Genomic DNA, 20,034 nt, shown 5'->3' on the forward strand with positions numbered 1-20,034 from the left:
CGCTGCGGGTTGAGCGGAGCGCCCAGTTGCAGGCGGCGCGGCAGGTCCGGGTTGGCGATAAAGTCCTTGCCCCAGGCGATCGCATCGGCGCGGCCCTCCGCCAGCGCCGCCTGGGCGCCGGCCAGGTCGAACTTCTCGTTGGCCACATACACGCCGCCAAATTCACGCTTGAGCAGCGGGCCGAGCGAGTCTTCGCCCACCGCCTCGCGCGCCGCGATGAAGGCGATGCCGCGCTTGCCCAGCTCGCGCGCCACATAGCCGAAGGTTGCGGCTGGGTTCGAGTCGCCCATATCGTGCGCGTCGCGGCGCGGCGCCAGGTGCATGCCGACGCGGTCCGCGCCCCACACCGACACCACGGCGTCGGTCACTTCCAGCATCAGGCGCGCACGGTTCTCGATGCTGCCGCCGTACTGGTCGGTGCGCTGGTTGGTGGAATCCTGCAGGAACTGGTCGAGCAGGTAGCCGTTGGCGCCGTGGATTTCCACGCCGTCAAAGCCCGCCTTCAGGGCGTTTTCCGCGCCTTTGCGGTAAGCCTCCACCACTTCGGCCAGCTCGGCGGTTTCGAGGGCGCGCGGCACCGCATACGGACGCACCGGGCGCAGCAGGCTGACGTTGCCCTTGGCGGCAATGGCGCTTGGCGCCACCGGGGCCTGGCCATCCAGCAGGCTGGGGTCGGAAATGCGGCCCACGTGCCACAGCTGCAGCACGATCTTGCCGCCCTTGGCGTGCACCGCCTCGGTCACCAGCTTCCAGCCTTCGACCTGTTCATCGGACCAGATGCCGGGCGTGTTCTCGTAGCCCACCCCTTGCGGCGTGACCGAGGTCGCCTCGCTGATGATCAGGCCGGCGCTCGCGCGCTGGGCATAGTATTCGGCCATCAGCGCATTCGGCACGCGCTTGCCGCCCACGGCGCGCGAGCGGGTCAGCGGGGCCATGATGACGCGGTTTTTCAGTTGCAGCGCGCCGATGGTGATGGGGTCGAACAGGGTGCTCATAGGGTATTCCTTTCATGCTCAATAAATTGCTGGATGACCCCTTCATTGCGCTTGAAGAAATTCCACTGGCCGACCCGCTGCACCGTCACCAGGCCGGCCTTCTGCAGGATGGCGAGGTGGCCGGACACGGTCGATTGCGACAGGCCGGTCTGCTTGTCGATCAGGCTGGCGCATACGCCAAAGCTCAGCGGATGCAGCTGTTCGCTGAAATACGCGTCCGGCTGCTTGAGCCAGGACAGGATCTGGCGCCGCACCGGGTTGGCCAGGGCCTTGTGGATTGCATCAATGTCAATGGTAGTGGTCATATTTCGGTGTTCCCCGATGATTATATCGGAAAGTTCCGATGCGTATATCGTTGCATGACGATGGATTTCAAGAGCGGTTTATTTGAACTGGTAGAGCAGCAGGGCGGCGATGGCCGGCACCGTTTGCACAAAGATAATGCGGCGGCTGACCGTCAGCCCGCCCCACAGGCCGGCCACGGCCACGCACAGCAGGCCATAGTTGACGAAAGCGCCAGCCACGGCCGGATCGCCGTGCAGCAGGCCGACCGCCAGGGCCGCCACCAGGAAGCCGTTGTAGCAGCCCTGGTTGGACATGGCCGGTTTGACGATGGCGGCCTTTTCCGCCGACAGGCCGAACACGCGCCGTCCGCGGGTATCGAAGAACACGGTTTCCAGCAGCACGATATAGACGTGGATCAGTAGAACGAGGACAACGGCAGCCTGCGCGAGCAGCAGCATAGGGGGCTCCTGAAAGTTTAAACACCAGATGATATACTGTTGGCCTTCTCCCGCGGGGACGACCCCGCCGCATGACCAGGGAGCCAGGCCGGGACGACCCGGCTATGACTTGGGAGAACATCATGTCCTGGATCGTCCTGTTGCTTGCCGGCCTGCTCGAAGTTGTCTGGGCCGTGGGCCTGAAATACACCGAAGGTTTCACCAAACTGGTGCCCAGCGCCATCACCCTGTCCGCCATGGCCGGCAGCGTAGTCCTGCTTGGCCTGGCCCTGCGCACGCTGCCGCTGGGCACCGCGTATGCGGTCTGGACCGGCATTGGCACCATTGGCACGGTCATCTGGGGCATCATGATGCTGAATGAACCGGCCAGCGTGGCGCGCATTGCCTGCATCGCCATGATCGTGCTCGGCATCGGCGGGCTTAAAATCTTGTCCTCGCACTAATCAGTTCGGCGGGCGCAAGCCCGCTTCGCCCGTCCAGCGCGCATAGATGCGCGCCAGTTCGCCGCTCTCCTGCAGCCTGCGGATGGCGGCGTCCAGCAGCGGCAAGGCTTGCGGCGGCGCCTTCTTGCTCACCCACAGGTAGAGCGGATCCTCCTTCAACACGGCCGGCATCAGCTTGACCTGCTGCTGCAGGCCGTGCTCGCGTATCAGCCAGTGCAGGGTCAGTTCGTTCATGTAGAAGAAGCGCCCATGCCCGGCCAGGATCTTTTTCAGGTTGGTGAGGTTGGCGCCGGTGCTGTCGTCGACTTCGATGCCGCGTTCGCGCAGGTGCTCGATGTAGGCCGCGCCGCGCGAGGTGTTGACCAGGGGCTTCAGGCGCGCCAGGTCGTCCAGGTTGTTGACGACGGCATCGTCGCTGGCGGCCGCTGCCAGGCGCTGGCGCGACACGTACAGCGGCTGGCCCACCGGGTCGGCGACTTCGCGCCGGGTGGCGGTATCGAGCAGGGCGCAGCCGACGTGCACTTTACCGCTGCGCAGGCCCTGCTCGATCACCAGCACGGAGCGGAAGTCGTGCAGGCCGCTGAACTGCAGGCGCGGCTCAAGGCGCGCAATGGCGGCCAGGATATCGGGACACAGCCCGGCCGGCTGGCCCAGGCGCAGCAGCCATTTGGGCGGCAGGCTTTCCTGGCCCATGACGCGCAGTTGCACGGCCTCGCCGGCGCACACGGCGCCGGGCAGGGCCAGCAGGCATAGCAAGCGCGCCATCGTCACTGGGGCAAGCGGGCTTGTTGTCATCGATCCCTCCCGTTACCCCAATTGTATGGCGCACGCTTGTCAGGTGAAAGAGTCGCTCACTTTCGCCAGGTAGAACCATTCGGCATTGGGCTTGGCGTTGACGTCGGGGAACAACATATAGGCATCGAACGGCGCCAGCACCGCGCTGCCATCGGCACGGCGGCCGATCTCGTCGCCCGCCTGCAGGCGGTCGAAGCTGGACCAGGTGCGGCTGAAGGCATCGCCGGCATCGAGTTTGTCGTGTACTTCGACCATGGACAGGTACTCCATGTCTTCCAGCGCGATCGGTTCCGGCTTGGGCGCGTCGATCAGGCCGAAGTGGGCCAGCGTATTCATGATGGCGCGGTAGGCCACGTCCGGCGCCTGCGGGTCGGCGTGCTGGCCGCATTCCAGGGTCAGCGCCATGCCGCCGCTGCTGCGCATGTACTCGGTGGTGCCGACGCCGTATTTCAGCACGGTCTGCAGGGCGCTGTCGTCGCGCAGGCGGCGCGCGACGCCGGCACCGTAGGTCGCCATCCAGCCATCGACAAAGCGCTTCACGCCCAGGATGCGCGCCATGGCGCGTTCTTCCGCTTCGTGCTGGAACGGCTGCAGGGGACCGTCGTTGTTGCGCGGGCCGACCATGACGAAGGGCTGGCTTTGCGCGTTGAAGGAGTGCAGGTCCAGCAGGATCTCATGCTGGCCGAGCAGGGGGCACAGCCAGTTGGCGATGCGGTCTTCAAAGTCCTGCGGCTGCTCGTTCGGGAACAGGTTGCGGTTCAGGTTGCGGTCGCCCGAGCGCTCGCCCTTCTGGTAGGCCAGCGGATTGGTGACCGGCACGAAGGTGACGCTGCCGTTGGCGATGCGCAGTTCGCCTTTGTCCAGCTGCTCCATCACGCGCAGGATAGCCTTGGTACCGCAAGTCTCATTGCCGTGCACCGCCCCGGTCACAATCAGGCGGCGGCCCTTGCCCTGGCCGGTGTAGTTGACAGATTTGAATTGCAGTTTGCTGGCGTCGGTCATGCTGGTTCCTGGTCTTGGGTAGCGGATAAGTGGCCGGTATTCTATCGCAGGTAGAATGCGCGCATGAATCGATCTTCCCGAGTCCATGGCCTGGATACCCTGCGCGCGCTGGCCATCATGCTGGTGTTCGCCAACCATTACATGTCTTTCGTCAGCCATGAGGCCACGTTCGGCTGGTTCAGCAGGATTGGCTGGGCCGGCGTCGACCTGTTCTTCGCGCTGTCCGGCTATTTGATCGGCAACCAGGTCTTCGCCAGCCTGCGCGACGGCGGCGCGGCCGCTTCCGGTTTTTCGCTGTGGCGCTTTTACGCGCGGCGCCTGCTGCGCACCCTGCCAGCGTATTACGTGGTGCTGGCGCTGTACGCCTTCTGGCCGTACTGGGCCGGCAGCCTGCCGCATGCGCCGTGGTGGAAGTACCTGACCTTCACGCTGAACATCGACCTCAAGCCCGGCACCCTGTTTTCGCACGCCTGGTCGCTGTGCGTGGAGGAGCAGTTCTACCTGCTGCTGCCGCCCATCGCACTGGCCATCGGCGCCATTGCAGCGCGCGGTCGGCGCCGCGCCCTGGCGCTGGCGCTGGGCTGGTGCGCGCTGGCCGCTGCGGTGGCGGGCGGGATGTGGCTGCGCGCCGACTGGTGGCAGCCATCGATGGACCTGGGTGCGCGCGGCAGCCAGCGCTATTACACCCTGATCTACTACTCCACGCTGGCGCGCTTCGACGAGCTGCTGGCCGGCGTGGCCTTGGCCATGCTGCGCAACTTCCACCCCGCGCTGTGGCGGCGCCTGACCAGCCATGGCAACGCCATGCTGGCGGCCGGCGCCGCGCTCACCGCGCTGGCCTTCTGGCTGCTGCTGGAGGCGCACTTCAGCTGGAGCATGTCGGTCTTCGGCTACCCGCTACTGGGGCAGTCCTTTGCCATGCTGCTGCTGGCCGCCCTCAGCGAAGGCTCGCTGCTGAACCGCACGCGCATTCCGGGCCTGGGCGCGATCGCCATCTGGTCCTACTCGATCTACCTGACCCACAAGCAGCTTTGCATCCTGCTGGCCGAGCATTTTGAGCCCGACCAGCCGGCCAGCATTGCCCTGATGATTGGCGCCAGCGTTTTGGCCGGATGGCTGCTATATTTTGCGGTCGAAACGCCGTTCATGGCGCTGCGCGAGCGTTTCATCCCGTCCAACTACAAACGGAGACCGCATGAAGCACCTGTTGGCAGCATCGCTGCTGCTCCTTAGCGCGACCGCGCACGCCCAGCAACCGGCCAGCGGCCCCTTCGCCCGCATGGTGGTGATCCAGCCCAAAGCGGGCCAGAATGCCGCCTTCGAGCAGGGCTACCAGCGCCACCTCGAATGGCACCGCAAGGCGGCCGACCGCTGGACCTGGCACGGCTGGTCCTTCGTGCTGGGCGAGCGCCTGGGCCAGTTCATGGACGGCACCTTCGGCCACGCCGCCGCCAACTTCGACGCCGCCGTGCAGCCGGCGGCCGATGCCGCCGACAACGCGCTCAATGTCGCGCCGCACGCCGACTTCCTGAGCCACGGCGTGTACCGCCGCCTGGACAATGCCAGCATCGGCCAGCCGCTGCCCGATACCGCGCCGTTCCTGGCCATGACCACCTACACCGTGGCGCCGGGCGACGTGGTGGCCTTCGAACGGCAGCTGGTGGCGCGCGCCACGCGGCCGGCAGGCGCCGGCGGCGCCGAGCGTTTCAGCTGGTACCGGCTGCAGATAGGCGGGGAGGGCGCACAGTATGTGCTGATGCGCGCGGCGTCGAGTTTCGCCGCGGCGGCGGACTTGCCGGACGTGCTGCCAGCCGGCACCGGGCCGATGCTGCGCGGCGTGCGCACCGAATTGCTGCGCTATCGCGCCGACATGAGCTACCTGCCGAAGGACTAGCCGCGCATCTCGATCACGTTATCGGTCTGCGCATCGAGCAGGAAGGAGAACAGGGCGCGCACGCGCGCCGGCGCCTCATGGCCCTCGGTGGCCTCGATGGCGGCGCGCAGGCCGGGCGCGCCTTCGATGATGTGCGGGCTGGCGTAGGCGCGGATCAGCAAGGCGGCCAGCTGCGCCGCCTCGCGCTCATGCTGGTGGCGCAGGCGGCGCTCGATGACGTCGATCAGCGCGCGCTGCATGCGCGGCGTCGGGTTCTCGATATGGGCGAAGACCAGCGGCGTATTGGCGATGGCCTGGCACAGGCGGCGCTCGATCTCGTCGGGCTTGGTGTCGGAGGCGATGTCGAAGTACGCCCCGGTCCAGCGGGTACGGGCGTACTGGTGGCCGGGCGGGAAGGAATCGGCGGTATCGAAGCCGAGCGCGTGGCTCAGCTTCTTCAACCAATCAAGGATCACGGTGCTCATGGGGCAATTGTACAGCCACCGCGCAGCGCTGGCGTCCCGCCTGGCCGGACCGCTTACGCGGTGTGCGCCTCTTCACCCAGGCGGCCGGCGCGGAAGTCCTCCACCGCCTGGAAGATCTCGGCCTGCGAGTTCATCACGAACGGGCCGTACTGCACGATCGGCTCGTTCAGCGGCTTGCCCGACAGCAGGATGAAGCGGCTGTCAGGACCGGCGGTGACGCGCACCCCGTCGGCGCCCTCGTTATTGGCCAGGATCGCCATGCTCTGCGCCGGGATCGCCTTGCCGTCCACCGCCACCTCGCCGCGGTAGACGTAGATGAACGCATTATGGCCCTGGCGGATCGCCTGGTCGAACGCCGCACCGGCCGGCAGCTCGACATCGACGTACAGCGGCTCGGTCACCTCGCGCTGCACCGCACCGGCCACGCCCTGGCTCTCGCCGGCGATGACGCGCACGGTCGCACCGGACGCGGTCTGCAGCACCGGAATTTCCGCCGCCTCGAAATCCTTGTACCATGGCTGGCGCATCTTGTCCTTGGCCGGCAGGTTAAGCCACAGCTGGAAACCCTCCATCAAGCCCTCCGCCTGCTCCGGCATTTCAGAGTGGATCACGCCGCGCCCGGCCGTCATCCACTGCACGCCGCCGCTGGCCAGCAAGCCCTCGTTGCCAGCGCTGTCGCGATGGCGCATGCGGCCGGTCAGCATATAGGTCACGGTCTCGAAACCGCGGTGCGGGTGGTCGGGGAAGCCGGCGATGTAATCGTTGGCTTGCTCCGAACCGAAATTGTCCAGCATCAGGAACGGGTCCAGGCGACGCTGCAGGGGCTGGGTCAACACGCGATTGATCTTCACGCCAGCGCCATCCATCACGGCCTGGCCGCGGATAATCCGTTCCACTGTGCGGGTTTGAGCGATGTTGTCCATATCAATTTTCCTTTACTTGGTTAGGCCAGCAATTCTTCTACACGGGCATCGGCAGCGGCTTTCTGCTGGGCCGCCACTTCCGGACCATAGCCCTGGCCCTCGATGAACACGTACTCCACATCGGTCAGGCCGATAAAGGCCAGGAACATCTTCAGGTGCGGGAACTGGGTATCGGTCGGCGCATCCTTATGCATGCCACCGCGCGAGGTGGCCACATACACCTTCTTCCCTTGCAGCAGGCCGAGCGGGCCGTTCTCGGTGTACTTGAAGGTGACGCCAGCGCGCGCAATCGCATCGAACCACGACTTCAGCTGCACGGTGATGCCAAAGTTATACATTGGCGCACCCAGCACGATCACGTCGGCCCGCTGCACCTGGGCGATCAGCGCATCATCCAGCGCCACGCGGGCCGCCTGCTCGGCGCTGCGCTGGTCCGCCGGAGTGAACAGCGCCTGCAGCGCAGCCTCGTCCAGCACCGGATGCGGATTGGCCGCCAGGTCGCGCACTTCGACGGTAGCGCCAGGGTTGGCCGCCAGCAGCTTGTTCACGATATTGGTCGCGACGCGGGTCGATTCGGAACCGGAGCTTTTCGCGCTGGAGTTGATTTGCAGGATGATCATGGTGTGTGTCCTTTCAGGGTTTGTGTGCATTGCTGCGATGGAGACACTATATCGGTTCCAAAATTGATCCAGAAGTCATTAAAATGGATAACATCGTGCCATCCATGGAACAATCATGACGGAACTTGACCCCAGCGACCTCCTGCTCTTTGCCCGGATCGTCGAGTTTGGCAGCCTGAGCCAGGCATCCGAACGGCTGCAGCTGCCCAAATCAACGGTATCGCGCCGCCTGACCCAGCTCGAAGCCCGGCTCGGCGAACGGCTGCTGACGCGCACCACACGCAAGCTGGTGCTGACCGAATTCGGCGCCAGCCTGCTCGAACATGCCCGCCGCGTCGCCGAAGAAACGGAAGCCGCAGGCGCCCTGGCCCAGCACCGCCAGCAAGCGCCAAGCGGCCTCTTGCGGGTATCGATGCCAGCCGATTTCGCCAACGTCTACCTGGCAGGCATGCTGCCCGGCTTCATGGCCCGGTATCCGGCCATCACACTGGAACTGGACTTATCGCCACGCCGGGTAGACCTGGTGGCAGAGAATTTCGACATCGCCATCCGCATGGGCGCGCTGCCCGACGACGCCACTTTGGCCGCGCGCAAGGTACTGATCTCAACCTGGGGCCTGTACGCCGCCCCATCCTACACAGCGGTGCACGGCTTGCCCGAGCACCCCGACGACCTGTTCAAGCACGAACTGCTCAGCCTGCGGCGCATGGCCAACGGCATGGTGCGCTGGTCCCTCACGCGCGGCAAGACCAGCTGGGAGCGCGACGTCCCGGTGCGCCTGATGGCCAACTCCCCCGAGCTGCTGACGAGCATGGCCGCCACCGGCATGGGGATTGCCACCTGCACCACCCAATTCGCCGCCCCGCTGGTCGCGCGCGGCGCGCTCGTGCGCGTACTGCCCGACTGGTGCTTCCCCACGGTCACCGGCTGGGCCGTGTTCCCCGGCCGCCGCCTGATGCCCGCCAAGACCCGCGCCTTCCTCGACATGCTCGAAGCCAACTTCGAAAATCGGGGTCAGGTCGAAAATCGGGGTCAGGTCTGACAATCGGACAGCTAGCGCTATCGTTTGATATTCCTCAATACGCGAAAACCATCGTTTTCGCGTATTGATATATCTCAAAGGTCCTGCGTTGGTGTCCGAATGTCAGACCTGACCCCGAATTTTGTTGCCCATCAGTTCGCCGAGGCGGACGGGGGCGGCGGGTTGCCAGTGGGCGTTGAATTGCAGGGTGTTCTTGGGGAACAGCATGACCACCGTGGAACCCAGCAGGAAGCGGCCCAGTTCTTCGCCTTTTTCCAGCACGATGTTCTGGTCGGTGTAGGTCCATTCGGTGACGGCCGGCAGGCGCGGCGGGTTGACTACGCCGTGCCAGACCGTGGCCATGCTGCCGACAATCGTGGCGCCGACCAGCACCATGACGAAGGGGCCGAAGGCGGTGTCGAATTCGCAGACCACGCGTTCGTTGCGGGCGAACAGGCCGGGTACGCCGCGGGCGGTGGTGGGGTTGACCGAGAACAGCTCGCCGGGGACGTAGATCATGCGCTTGAGCTTGCCCTGGCATGGCATGTGGATGCGGTGGTAGTCGCGCGGGCTGAGGTAGAGGTTGGCGAAGCTGCCGTGCTCGAAGTGCTTGGCCAGCGCGGCGTCGCCGCCAACCAGGGCGGCGGTGCTGAACTGGTGCCCCTTGGCCTGGAAAATCTGGTCGCCTTCAATCGCGCCGAACTGGGAAATGCGGCCGTCGACCGGGCATACGAAGTCGGCTTGCGCCAGCGGGCGGGCGCCGGGCTTCAGGGCGCGCGTGAAGAATTCGTTGAAGCTGTGGTAGCTGGCAATGTCGGGATTGGCCGCTTCGTCCATGTTGACGTCGTACTTGGCGACGAACCAGCGGATCAGGCGGGTGGTCATTTCGCCACCCTTGGCGCCTGCCACGCGGCCGGCGAAATTGGTCAGGGCGCCTTTCGGGAGCAGGTATTGCGGCAGTACGGCAAGTCGGGACACGGTCGGCATTCCATTAATTTAAAGATGCGGAATTATATCCTTGCTACCGCTGGCACCATAGGGTACAGTTGCGCCCGAGAATTATTTACATTTTTAGCAATGATTCGCCTGACACTCATTTCCGCCGCAGTCCTGTCCGCCACCCAGGTTTCCGCCCAGGAGCAAGCACTCCAGAAAGTAGAAATCAAGTCTTCCGCCGCTGCCTATAATCCGCGCAAGGATGATACCGCCAGCAAGATCATCGTCACCAGCGATGAGCTGAAGAAGTATGGCGATACCTCGATCGGCGATGCGCTGAAGCGCGTGCCGGGCGTGACCGTCGGTGCCGGCGGGCGCGATATCCGTATGCGTGGCCTGGGTAGCGGTTATACGCAGATCCTGTTGAATGGCGAGCGGGTGCCGCCGGGCTTCAATATCGAGACGCTGGAGCCGGATAGCATCGAGCGCATCGAGGTGATTCGCGCTGCAAGCGCGGAGTACAGCATGCAGTCGATCGCTGGCACTATCAATATCGTGTTGAAAAAGTCGGTCAAGGCGGCGCAGCGGGAGGTGAAGTTCGGCGTGAGCCGCAGCCGTGAGGCGACCAACCCGAGCGGCAATGTGGTGCTGTCGGATAAGGATGGCAATTTCTCGTATTCGGTGAATATGGGCAGCGGGCGGAATGAATTCGACCGCAACAGCTTTAGCGACGAGGAATTGATCGACCTGGCCGGCCGGCCCTTGATGGACCGCCGCCTGGATGTGCATGACCGCGGCCATTGGCGCGGCCTGGAAATTTCGCCGCGCTTGAACTGGAACCTGGCCAACGGCGATACGCTGACGTCGCAGTCCTTCATCAACCGCAATATCTTCAAGAGCACGATCGACCGCGGCTTCGCGGTGGCGCTGGGCGAGGCGCCGTTCTACGATGACGTGCATGTCGTCAACCGGAACAGGAGCCTGTTCGCGCGTTCCGATTTGAACTGGGTGCATAAGCTGGGCGAGGGGGCCAAGCTGGATGCGAAGATCGGCGGCCATCGCGTGCGCGCCAACGGCAGCTGGCTGGAGTCGGAGGCGCATCGCGGAATGCATGTGCTGCAGCATAATGTGTTCAGCGGGGTGCGCGAGTGGGGCGCGAGCAGCACCGGTAAGCTGACCTTCCCGGTGGGGGCCGCGCATTCGCTGGCCATGGGCTGGGACGTGGGCTATACAGACCGCGATGACTGGCGCATCCAGCGTGACAGGTATTCGAGCCCGCTGCGTCCGGGCGGCGTGCTGCCGCCGGATGATACGGACGAGGGTTACCGTGCGCTGGTGAACCGGCGCGCGGTATGGGCGCAGGACGAGTGGAACCTGTCCAAGGATTGGTCGCTGTATCTGGGCTTGCGCTGGGAGGATGTGCTGACCCGCAGTTCCGGCGCGGGCTTCGATGCGGTGCGCAACCGCGCCAGCGTGTGGAGCCCGGTGGCGCAGACTTTGTTCAAGCTGCCGAATGGGAAGGACCAGCTGCGCGCTGCTTTGACGCGTACCTTCAAGGCGCCGCAGGCGGGCAGCCTGTCGGCGCGCCGTTTCACGACGACTAATAACAGCCAGATCGATGCCGACTGGATCGGCAACCCGAACCTGAAGCCGGAGCTGGCGACCGGGCTGGATGCGTCGTACGAGCACTATTGGGCGGAAGGGGCGCTGTTCAGCGTTGCGGCGGCGGCGCGCCGGCTGGATAACTTCACGCGCCGCAATGTGCTGCTGGATGCGGGCGGGCGCTGGGTGACGACCTTGATGAATAATGGCCGCGCCGATGTACGCAGCCTGGACGTGGAAGTGAAGTTCCCGCTGAAGGCGGTGATGGAGGATGCGCCGTCGCTCGATGTGCGTGCGAGCGTGAGCCGCAACTGGTCGCGCGTGGATGCGGTGCCGGGTCCGCGCAATGTGCTGGACCAGCAGGTGCCGGTGAGTGCGGTGCTGGGCCTCGATTACAAGACGGCGGACGGGCTGTGGAGCCTGGGCGGCAGCTTCAATTATCGCGGGGCGGGCCTGGTGCGGCTGGATACGGACCGTACCAGCTGGGCCACGCCGTCGCGCCAGCTCGATGCGTATGTGGCGTGGAAGCTTGATCCGAAGACGCAGCTTCGCCTGTCGGCCTGGAACCTGCTGGCGCAGGATTACGTGTCGCGCTCGACGTATTACACGGGCCAGGGGGCGCTGTCGTCGGAGTCCACCAGCGACGGCGTCCGTAATATTCGCTTACAACTTGAGATGCGCTTCTAAGCTAGAATCTTGCCTCTTAGTCACACGAGGCAATGAATGAAGAACAAGCATTTCCAGCGCAGCGCGATTGCCGCTGCCTGCCTGGCCCTGGTATCGGGCGGCGTCCTGGCGCAAGAGAGCGCGGCCAATGAGCAGCAGATGGAGACCGTGCAGGTGGTGGGCAACTGGCTGGGTTCCGGCCAGAAGAGCGTGAAGAATTTCGGCGGTGCGCGCAATGTGGTGAAGCGCGAGGACATCCAGGAATCGGGTGCGGCAAGCATCAGCGATGTGCTGCGCACGGTGCCGGGCGTGCAGATTACCGATAATTCCTCGAGCGGCGGCAGCGCCATCTCGCTGAACATCGGCGTGCGCGGGCTGGAGGGCCGTTATTCGCCGCGTTCCACCGTACTGCTGGATGGTATCCCGCTGGCGGTGGCGCCTTACGGCCAGCCGCAGCTGTCGTTCGCGCCGGTGTCGCTGGCGAATATCGATTCGATCGACGTGGTGCGCGGCGGCGGTGCGGTGCGCTACGGCCCGCAGAACGTGGGCGGCATCATCAACTTCAAGACGCGCGCGGTGCCGATGGGCGACTTCAAGGGCGATGCCTCGGTGCGCTATAACTATTTCGACGGTGGCAACCATAATACGCAGACCAGTGCTTTCGCCGGCGGCGGCGATGGCGATGGCCTGGGCATGGCCCTGATGTATTCGGGCTTGAGCGGCCGCGGCTACCGCGCGCACAGCAAGGAAGAGGTGCATGATTTTGCGCTGAAATTCCGTTATGCGATCGATGCGCGCTCGGAGCTGAATGCCAAGTTCTCTTACTTCGATGCGAATGCGGACCTGCCGGGCGGTATCACGGCTGAGCAATACCGCAATAATCCGCGCCTGTCGTTCCGCAATTTTGATGCGTGGAGCGGCCAGCGCAAGGGCGTCGACCTGGGCTACCTGAATACCCTGTCGCCGACGCAGGAAGTCGAACTGCGCTTGTTCTATAACGATAGCGAACGCTCGAGCCTGCTGTCCAATGCGCAGGACAAGCAAGCGAGCCAGATGACGCGCCAGCCGCGCGAATACGAAGTGTCCGGCATCGAGCCGCGCTTCACGCAGCGCCTGAACTGGGGCGCTGCGCGCCATGACGTGACCGTGGGTTACCGCTTCCTGCGCGAGCGCGCCAACGAACTGTCGGCCACCGTCAAGTTTGGCGCAAGCGCGCCGAGCATTACGCGCAAGTCGGAAAACAGCACCGACGCGCACTCGCTCTACCTGGACGACCAGATCGCCTATGGCCAGTGGCGCGTGACGCCGGGCGTGCGCTTTGAGCGCATCAAGATGGGCCGCGAGAACAAGCTGACGCCTTTCAGCGAGGAGATCAGCAACCACAAGGCGCTGCCGTCGCTGAACGTGTCCTACCTGTTGAACGAGGAACTGACCCTGTACGGCAACTACAACAGCTCGTTCGGCAGCGTGCAGCACTTGCAGCTGAACCTGCAGAAGTCGGCCGATGCGCTGAAGCCGGAAAGCGCCAAGACCCAGGAGCTGGGTGCGCGCTATAGCGGCAAGCAGTGGCAGCTGGAAGCGACCGCGTTCAATATCGATTTCTCGAACCAGATCCAGTTCGTGAACGCCTCGCCGCTGTTCTACCAGAACCTGGGCAAAACCCGCCACCGCGGCCTGGAGTCGCGTGCCGAGTATGCATTCGACCGTTCCGGCAAGCTGTCCGGCCTGAGCGCGTATGCCACCTGGGCCTATACCCAGGCGGAATTGCGCCAGGGTGCGAATGCCGGCAACGACGTGCCGTTCTATTCGCGCAATGTGGATACCCAGGGCCTGAAATTCAAACGCGGCGCATGGACCGTGGACCTGCACACCACCCACCAATCGAAGCAGTACTCGGACGAGAAAAATACTGTGGCGGAATCGGCGGATGGACAAGTCGGGCGAATTCCATCTTATCGCCTGTGGAATGCGAATGTGAGCTGGGATGTGCCGGGCGCTGCGGGCACCGAGATTCAGCTGGGTGTAAATAACCTGGCGAATAAGTCCTACTTTACCCGCACCACCGATGCCAACCTCGGCATTCTGCCAGGGGCGGGACGCATGGCTTATATCCAGCTGCGTACCGGTTTTTAATTGGTTTTGAAATAAAGAAAAGCGCCACGCGTCAAATGTGTGGCGCTTTTTTATTATTCTGGTTAAATTATGTAGATAAAACCATGGCAAAATGGTACATTGCAGGGCAGAAATATCACACATTGTCACACATCGAATTTTCATACACTTAGGGTAAGAAAGATGACGACCTACCAAGAATATCAAGCGAAAATTGCTGAACTGCAAAACCTGGCCGCCGATGCGCGCAAGGCGGAGCTGCAAAAAGCAAAAGAACAGATTTGGTCCATCATGCGCGAATATGACCTGACCCCGGCTGACCTGGGCCCTGCGGCCAAGAGCAATAAGCCGGTGAAACCACGTGCGCGCGTGCCGATGAAATACCAGGATCCGGTTTCCGGTTCCCAGTGGACTGGCCGCGGCCGTGCGCCGAAATGGCTGGAAGGCAAGAATAAGGAAGACTTCCTGATTAAATAAACCGGTAACTGCCGGTTGCTGGAAGCAGGGCGGATTTAATATCCGCCCTTTTCTTTTTATGGCGGCTGGAATATGTGCGATGATGAAGCATGGCTGCCATCCCCTTATTCCCGCTGCACACGGTGCTGTATCCGGACGGGTACCTGCCGCTGCAAGTGTTCGAGGTGCGTTACCTCGATATGGTGAAGCGCTGCATCGAGCATAAAGAGGATTTCGGCGTAGTCGCGCTGGCGCAGGGCGAGGAAGTGCGCAAACCCGAGCAGCACGAAACCCTGTGCGCGGTCGGCACCATGGCCCATATCGAGGAGTGGAAGGCGCTGATGCCGGGTTTGATGCATATCCGCTGCAAGGGCGGCCACCGCTTCCGCATCGTCGCCGCCGAGCAGCTGAAGCACGGTTTGTGGATGGCGGAGGTGGCGCTGATCGACGACGATATGGCGGTTCCCATTCCGGCCGACCAGCAGGACGTGGCCGACAGCCTGGGGGTGCTGATCCAGACCTTGCAGGAGCGCGGCATCCCGCTCGAGCAAATGCCGATGCAGACGCCGTACCGGCTGGCGGAGGCGGGCTGGGTGGCCAACCGCTGGTGCGAGCTGCTGCGCCTGTCGCTGGCGCAGAAGCAGCTGCTGCTGGCGCAGGAGAACCCGGTGCTGCGGCTGGAGCTGGTGCAGGATGTGATGGTCGAGCATGGCCTGCTGAATTAGGCCATCGCTGGCCCTATGCCGCGCGCATGGGCGGCGCTACACTGGGGCCATGTATACGCCAACCGCTTTCGCCGAAGACAGCCTGCAGGCCAGGCATGGCCTGATCCAGGCCTATCCGCTGGGGATGCTGATCGTCCCTTCCGTCCCGAGCGCCGACCTGGTGCCGTTCGCGCTATACCCCGATGAGGGCGCGGCTGGCCTGGGCGTGCTGCGGGCGCACGTGGCGCGCGCCAATCCGGCCTGGCAGGCGCTGGCCGCGCAGGGCGATTGCCTGGTGGCGTTCCAGGGGCCGCAGGCGTACGTCAGTCCCAGCTGGTACCCGTCCAAGGCGGTCAACCATAAGCAGGTGCCGACCTGGAATTACGCCATGGTGCAGGTGCGCGGCACGGCGCGCGTGGTGCAGGATGCGGCCTGGCTGCGCCGCCTGCTGGCGGACCTGACGGCGCTGCACGAGGGCGCCTTGCCGCAGCCGTGGTCGATGGCCGATGCGCCAGCCGACTTTATCGACGGTTTGCTGAAGGCGATTGTCGGCATCGAGATCCCGGTGGCGGCGATCACGGGCAAGTGGAAGGTGAGCCAGAACCGCAGCGCTGCCGATGCCGCCGGGGTGGCGGCTGGATTGCGCAGCGTGGCCGGGACGCCGGGGCAGGATGCGGCGGCGATGGCGGCGCTGGTGGCCGCGCGGGCCCCCAGCGTCAAGCCGGACTGAGTTCGTCTTCGCGCGCGTGCACGTGCATCGACCACGTGACGCCGGCGATCAGCAGCACGATGGCGGCGATTTCCAGCGGGCGCGGGAACTGCTGCTTGTAGATGAAGCCATACAGCAGGGCGAACAGGGTTTCGAACAGGATCAACTGGCCGGACAGGGTGACCGGCACGCGCCGGCTGGCGATATTCCACAAGTGGTTGCCGATGACGGAGGCCCCCAGGGCCAGCAGGCCATTGCAAATCCAGAACAGCGTCCAGTCGCGGCCGGAGGCGGCGCCGGCCGCGCCGGTCACGTCGGCATGGAAGATGGCGTACGCCGCGCCGCCCACCACCAGCGAAATGCAGCCGGTCGATAAGCCGTACAGCGCCGACCATTCGGCGCTGCTGTAATGCGGGTTGCGTTTCAGGTAGCGCGCATTGTCCAGCGTGTACCAGCTCCAGCAGAGCAGGGCGCCGGTGGCGCAGGCAACCCCGATCACGGTATGCAGCAGCGGCGCGCCAGCTTTGGCGGCGTGCTGGAACACGTCGATATTGATGCAGGTGATGCCGGCGGCGGTCACCAGCAGCGGCATGGCGAGCTGGCGCAGCGGCACCGCACCGTGGTCGTTGCGCCCCATGAGCGTGACGGCGATCGGCAGCACGCCGATGATCAGGGAGGTCGGCGCCACGCCGGCCAGCTTGACGCCCAGCGCCAGGAACATGTAATAGACAATGTTGCCGGCCAGCGCATGGCGCACCAGGGCGAAATAGTCGCTGCGCTCCAGCCGTCCCAGCAGGTTGCCCAGGCGCGGCAGCATCAGCACGAAGGCGATCAGGCCGTAGGCGATATAGCGGCCAACGGCCATTTCCAGCGGCGAAAAAGCCGACAGTAATTCCGGCACGATGAACACCATGCCCCACATCGCCCCGGCCGCCAGGCCGCACACCACACCAGTCCACATACAACGTTTCCTCAGTTAAACCTGCGACAGTGTCGCACAGCTTGCGCTATCTTGCCCAATCATGGACACGAGCTTGATCGTCGCGCTGCGGCGCGAGGCGCGACCGCTGGCCACGGCGGAAGACTTCGACTACCTGTTGGAATGCATGGGCGATGCCTCGCTGGTGCTGCTGGGCGAAGCCACGCACGGCACGCGCGAGTTCTACCAGCTGCGGGCGGAGATCAGCCGGCGCCTGGTGGTCGACAAGGGCTTTGACGCCATCGCCGTGGAGGCCGACTGGCCCGATGCGCTGCGTGTCAGCCGCTATGTGCAGCATAGCGGCGACGACATGAGCGCCGACCAGGCGCTGTCCGGCTTCAAGCGCTTCCCGCAATGGATGTGGCGCAACCACGAGATTGTGGGGCTGGTCAACTGGCTGCGCGAGCACAACCTGCATGTCGCCAGCCCGGCGCGGCGTTGCGGCTTCTATGGGCTGGACCTGTACAGCCTGGAGCAATCGATCCGCGCCGTGATCGCCTACCTGGAGCAGGCCGACCCGCAGGCCGCCGTGCGCGCGCGCGAACGCTATGGCTGCATCGACCACTTTGCCGAAGACCCGCAACGCTACGGCTACGCCGCCAGTTTCGGCATGAAGCCGCACTGCGAGGAAGAAGTGCTGCGCCAGCTGGTTGACATGAACCGCCAGGCCAGCGCGCACCTGCGCACCGGCGGCGTGCCGGATGAATTCTTCTACGCCCAGCAGAATGCCCGCGTCACCCGCAATGCCGAGGTCTATTACCGCGCCATGTTCCGGGGCCGCGATGAATCATGGAATGTGCGCGATTCGCATATGGCGGAAACCCTGCAGGCGCTGCGCGAGCACATAGGCCGCGGCATCGGGCGGCCGGCGCGCATCGTGGTGTGGGCGCACAATTCGCACCTGGGCGATGCGCGCGCGACCGAGATGGGCGCGCATGGGCAGCTGAACCTGGGGCAGCTGGTGCGCGAACGCTATCGGCCCGAGGACAGCTTCCTGCTCGGCTTCACCACGCATGCCGGCAGTGTGACGGCGGCCAGCGCGTGGGACGGCCCGGCGGAACTGAAAGAGGTTGTGCCGTCGCGGCCGGACAGCGTGGAGCATGTGCTGCATAAGGTGGGCCTGGCCACCTTCCTGCTGCCGCTGCGCGGGCGCGACAGCGCCTTGACGCGCGTCGATGGCCGCCTGCTGGAGCGCGCCATCGGCGTGATCTACCGGCCCGACACCGAACGCCTGAGCCACTACTTCTACGCCGATCCCGAGCGCCAGTTCGACGCCCTGATCCATGTCGACCGCAGCACGGCGCTGGCGCCGCTGGAACGGTCAGCCCTGTGGCAGGATGGCGAGCCCGCCGAGACTTATCCATCCGGCCTGTGATGCGCCGATTGCGGCCAGCACGGCCAGGTTCAGCGCAACGGTCAGCCAGAACTTGAGCAGGAAGGAAGTTTTCGCCGATTTATGGCGCAGCAGCCGCTGCGCCGCCAGCGCGCCAGGCCAGCCGCCAGCCAGGCCAAGCAGGAGCAAGGTGCGCTCGGGCGTGCGGCGGCGCCCGTGGCGGGCGGCCGATTTGTCCAGCGCATAGGCGATAAAGCAGGCGACGCTGGCCAGCGCATACAGCGCGGCCAGCGTGGCGGCCAGCATCAGAAGTAGGACAGGCCGAGGGCGGCCTTCACTTCATCGGTGGTGCGGGCGGCCACTTCGCGCGCGCGCATGGTGCCTTCCTTCAGCACCTGCATGATGTAGCCCTTGTCCTTGGCCAGTTCCTCGCGGCGGGCGCGGATCGGCGCCAGCATGTCCTGCAGCACCGCCTCCAGGCGCTTCTTGACGACCGAGTCGCCCAGGCCGCCGCGGGTGTAATGGTCCTTCATCTCCTGCAGGCTGGCCTTGTCGGTATCGAAGGCGTCCAGGTAGATGAAGGCGACGTTGCCCTCCAGGTGGCCCGGATCGGACACTTTCAGGTGCAGCGGATCGGTGTAGACCATCTTCACGGCAGCCTTGATCTCGTCGGCGCTGGCGCCCAGGTTGATCACGTTGCCGAGCGACTTGGACATCTTCGCCTTGCCGTCGATGCCCGGCAGGCGGCCCACTTCCGGCACCACAGCCTTGCACTCGACCAGGATTTCCTTGTTCACCAGGCGGTTGAATTTGCGCACGATCTCGTTGGTCTGCTCGATCATCGGGATCTGGTCTTCGCCGACCGGCACGATGGAGGCCTTGAACGCCGAGATATCGGCCGCCTGCGAGGCAGGGTAGGTCAGGAAGCCGGCCGGGATATCGCGCTCAAAGCCGCGCAGCACGATTTCCTGCTTCACGGTCGGGTTGCGCTCCAGGCGCGCCACGGTCACCAGGTTCAGGTAATAGAAGGTCAGCTCGGCCAGTTCCGGGATCTGCGACTGGATCAGGATGGTCGACTTGGCGGGATCAATGCCGCAAGCCATATAGTCCAGCGCCACCTCCACCACATTACGGTGCACCTTATTGGTGTCATCCATATTGTCGGTCAGCGCCTGCGAGTCGGCCAGCATGATGAACTGGTTATAGTCATCCTGGTAAGAAACGCGGTTACGCAGGCTGCCGACAAAGTGGCCGAGGTGCAGCGGACCGGTCGGACGGTCGCCGGTCAGGATAATAGGCTTCGTGCTGGAAACTGGCTGGCTCATAGGGTTCTTTCTGCTTGCCCCGACCGATTGCGCCATAAAAAACGCCACCTGGACAGAGGCGGCGTTGATAATAAAATCACATCACTTTACAGTGGCCGCGCTATGTCAGCGGCGCCACCAATTGCGGGAAAACAGATGTGATTGGATGAATTTCATGCCGCAATGGTTACAGTTCCCGTTCCCCCTGTCAAGTTTGTCCACTTTGGGGTCAGGAAGAAATGTGGACATTCTTCCAGGAATGTCCACATTTATTACTGACCCCAAAGTGGGCCTACCGGGTGCGGGGGGGGGCGGGGACATTGGGTTTGTATT

General features: G+C 64.3%; 22 protein-coding genes. 10 read left to right on the top strand and 12 right to left on the bottom strand.

Annotated features, from left to right (window positions below):
- From ACE3TQ_RS13435 to ACE3TQ_RS13445, 3 genes are all read right to left on the bottom strand, one after another.
- The coding region (locus tag ACE3TQ_RS13435; protein ID WP_374582750.1) for an alkene reductase at nucleotides 1–995 on the bottom strand (995 nt) is incomplete at its 3' end.
- Complete coding sequence (locus ACE3TQ_RS13440) at nucleotides 992–1,300, bottom strand: ArsR/SmtB family transcription factor (protein WP_374582751.1); 309 nt, start codon at nucleotides 1,298–1,300, stop codon at nucleotides 992–994. The genes ACE3TQ_RS13440 and ACE3TQ_RS13435, both read right to left, overlap by 4 nt.
- A 78-nt stretch (nucleotides 1,301–1,378) precedes the next feature.
- Nucleotides 1,379–1,738 (bottom strand): DUF1304 domain-containing protein, encoded by a 360-nt coding sequence (locus tag ACE3TQ_RS13445; protein WP_374582752.1) that lies wholly within the window; start codon nucleotides 1,736–1,738, stop codon nucleotides 1,379–1,381.
- Nucleotides 1,739–1,860: 122 nt separating this feature from the next.
- Here ACE3TQ_RS13445 and sugE point away from each other — a divergent pair, with 122 nt between their 5' ends.
- The gene (sugE, locus tag ACE3TQ_RS13450; protein ID WP_374582753.1) at nucleotides 1,861–2,181 is read left to right on the top strand and encodes a quaternary ammonium compound efflux SMR transporter SugE; all 321 of its coding nucleotides are present in this window, start codon (nucleotides 1,861–1,863) and stop codon (nucleotides 2,179–2,181) included.
- Here the strand turns inward: sugE and ACE3TQ_RS13455 are convergent, their stop codons facing one another.
- A complete protein-coding gene (locus ACE3TQ_RS13455) occupies nucleotides 2,182–2,976 on the bottom strand; it encodes a substrate-binding periplasmic protein (protein ID WP_374582754.1) in 795 nt (264 codons plus the stop codon). It lies immediately after the preceding gene.
- Between the two features lie 39 nt (nucleotides 2,977–3,015).
- The gene (locus ACE3TQ_RS13460; protein ID WP_374582755.1) at nucleotides 3,016–3,978 is read right to left on the bottom strand and encodes a succinylglutamate desuccinylase/aspartoacylase family protein; all 963 of its coding nucleotides are present in this window, start codon (nucleotides 3,976–3,978) and stop codon (nucleotides 3,016–3,018) included.
- A gap of 63 nt (nucleotides 3,979–4,041) precedes the next feature.
- Here ACE3TQ_RS13460 and ACE3TQ_RS13465 point away from each other — a divergent pair, with 63 nt between their 5' ends.
- On the top strand, nucleotides 4,042–5,211 hold the full coding sequence (locus ACE3TQ_RS13465) for an acyltransferase family protein (protein WP_374582756.1): 1,170 nt from the start codon (nucleotides 4,042–4,044) through the stop codon (nucleotides 5,209–5,211).
- Nucleotides 5,174–5,872 (top strand): hypothetical protein, encoded by a 699-nt coding sequence (locus tag ACE3TQ_RS13470; RefSeq protein ID WP_374582757.1) that lies wholly within the window; start codon nucleotides 5,174–5,176, stop codon nucleotides 5,870–5,872. The genes ACE3TQ_RS13465 and ACE3TQ_RS13470 overlap by 38 nt, the downstream gene beginning before the upstream one ends.
- Here the strand turns inward: ACE3TQ_RS13470 and ACE3TQ_RS13475 are convergent.
- From ACE3TQ_RS13475 to ACE3TQ_RS13485, 3 genes are read right to left on the bottom strand one after another with little or no spacing between them, the layout of a single operon-like run.
- The gene (locus ACE3TQ_RS13475; protein WP_374582758.1) at nucleotides 5,869–6,336 is read right to left on the bottom strand and encodes a hypothetical protein; all 468 of its coding nucleotides are present in this window, start codon (nucleotides 6,334–6,336) and stop codon (nucleotides 5,869–5,871) included. The two genes, ACE3TQ_RS13470 and ACE3TQ_RS13475, sit on opposite strands and share 4 nt — an antisense overlap.
- Before the next feature lie 53 nt (nucleotides 6,337–6,389).
- Nucleotides 6,390–7,259, bottom strand: a complete 870-nt coding sequence (locus ACE3TQ_RS13480) for a pirin family protein (protein WP_374582759.1) — start codon at nucleotides 7,257–7,259, stop codon at nucleotides 6,390–6,392.
- 20 nt (nucleotides 7,260–7,279) lie between these two features.
- Nucleotides 7,280–7,879, bottom strand: coding sequence for an FMN-dependent NADH-azoreductase (locus tag ACE3TQ_RS13485; protein WP_374582760.1), 600 nt, complete (start codon nucleotides 7,877–7,879; stop codon nucleotides 7,280–7,282).
- A 115-nt stretch (nucleotides 7,880–7,994) separates the two neighbouring features.
- Between ACE3TQ_RS13485 and ACE3TQ_RS13490 the strand changes: the two genes are divergently transcribed.
- Complete coding sequence (locus tag ACE3TQ_RS13490; RefSeq protein WP_374582761.1) at nucleotides 7,995–8,921, top strand: LysR family transcriptional regulator; 927 nt, start codon at nucleotides 7,995–7,997, stop codon at nucleotides 8,919–8,921.
- 102 nt (nucleotides 8,922–9,023) lie between these two features.
- Here the strand turns inward: ACE3TQ_RS13490 and asd are convergent, their stop codons facing one another.
- Entirely contained in the window at nucleotides 9,024–9,887 is an 864-nt protein-coding gene (gene asd / locus ACE3TQ_RS13495) for an archaetidylserine decarboxylase (RefSeq protein ID WP_374582762.1), read from the bottom strand.
- Between the two features lie 90 nt (nucleotides 9,888–9,977).
- On the opposite strand from asd, the gene ACE3TQ_RS13500 reads away from it, so the two are divergent.
- From ACE3TQ_RS13500 to ACE3TQ_RS13520, 5 genes are all read left to right on the top strand, one after another.
- Nucleotides 9,978–12,125, top strand: a complete 2,148-nt coding sequence (locus ACE3TQ_RS13500) for a TonB-dependent receptor plug domain-containing protein (RefSeq protein WP_374582763.1) — start codon at nucleotides 9,978–9,980, stop codon at nucleotides 12,123–12,125.
- A gap of 36 nt (nucleotides 12,126–12,161) precedes the next feature.
- Nucleotides 12,162–14,237: a TonB-dependent receptor family protein gene (locus ACE3TQ_RS13505; protein WP_374582764.1), complete on the top strand. Its 2,076-nt coding sequence runs from the start codon at nucleotides 12,162–12,164 to the stop codon at nucleotides 14,235–14,237.
- A gap of 162 nt (nucleotides 14,238–14,399) precedes the next feature.
- Nucleotides 14,400–14,693: an H-NS family nucleoid-associated regulatory protein gene (locus ACE3TQ_RS13510; protein WP_374582765.1), complete on the top strand. Its 294-nt coding sequence runs from the start codon at nucleotides 14,400–14,402 to the stop codon at nucleotides 14,691–14,693.
- Between the two features lie 89 nt (nucleotides 14,694–14,782).
- Nucleotides 14,783–15,397 carry an LON peptidase substrate-binding domain-containing protein gene (locus tag ACE3TQ_RS13515; protein WP_374582766.1) on the top strand — a complete coding sequence of 205 codons (615 nt, stop codon included), beginning with the start codon at nucleotides 14,783–14,785 and terminating at the stop codon, nucleotides 15,395–15,397.
- A gap of 49 nt (nucleotides 15,398–15,446) precedes the next feature.
- Entirely contained in the window at nucleotides 15,447–16,106 is a 660-nt protein-coding gene (locus tag ACE3TQ_RS13520) for an FMN-binding negative transcriptional regulator (RefSeq protein ID WP_374582768.1), read from the top strand.
- Here ACE3TQ_RS13520 and ACE3TQ_RS13525 read toward each other — a convergent pair.
- Nucleotides 16,093–17,046 carry a DMT family transporter gene (locus ACE3TQ_RS13525; protein ID WP_374582769.1) on the bottom strand — a complete coding sequence of 318 codons (954 nt, stop codon included), beginning with the start codon at nucleotides 17,044–17,046 and terminating at the stop codon, nucleotides 16,093–16,095. The genes ACE3TQ_RS13520 and ACE3TQ_RS13525 overlap by 14 nt on opposite strands.
- Before the next feature lie 61 nt (nucleotides 17,047–17,107).
- On the opposite strand from ACE3TQ_RS13525, the gene ACE3TQ_RS13530 reads away from it, so the two are divergent.
- Nucleotides 17,108–18,439, top strand: a complete 1,332-nt coding sequence (locus ACE3TQ_RS13530; protein WP_374582770.1) for an erythromycin esterase family protein — start codon at nucleotides 17,108–17,110, stop codon at nucleotides 18,437–18,439.
- Here ACE3TQ_RS13530 and ACE3TQ_RS13535 read toward each other — a convergent pair.
- Entirely contained in the window at nucleotides 18,386–18,703 is a 318-nt protein-coding gene (locus ACE3TQ_RS13535; RefSeq protein ID WP_374582771.1) for a DUF1294 domain-containing protein, read from the bottom strand. The genes ACE3TQ_RS13530 and ACE3TQ_RS13535 overlap by 54 nt on opposite strands.
- A complete protein-coding gene (trpS, locus tag ACE3TQ_RS13540; RefSeq protein WP_374582772.1) occupies nucleotides 18,703–19,722 on the bottom strand; it encodes a tryptophan--tRNA ligase in 1,020 nt (339 codons plus the stop codon). Before trpS ends, ACE3TQ_RS13535 begins: the two co-directional genes overlap by 1 nt.
- Nucleotides 19,723–20,034 lie beyond the last annotated feature (312 nt).

Origin of the sequence: Pseudoduganella sp. (genome assembly GCF_041914865.1) — a bacterium.
Lineage (GTDB): Bacteria > Pseudomonadota > Gammaproteobacteria > Burkholderiales > Burkholderiaceae_D > Rugamonas.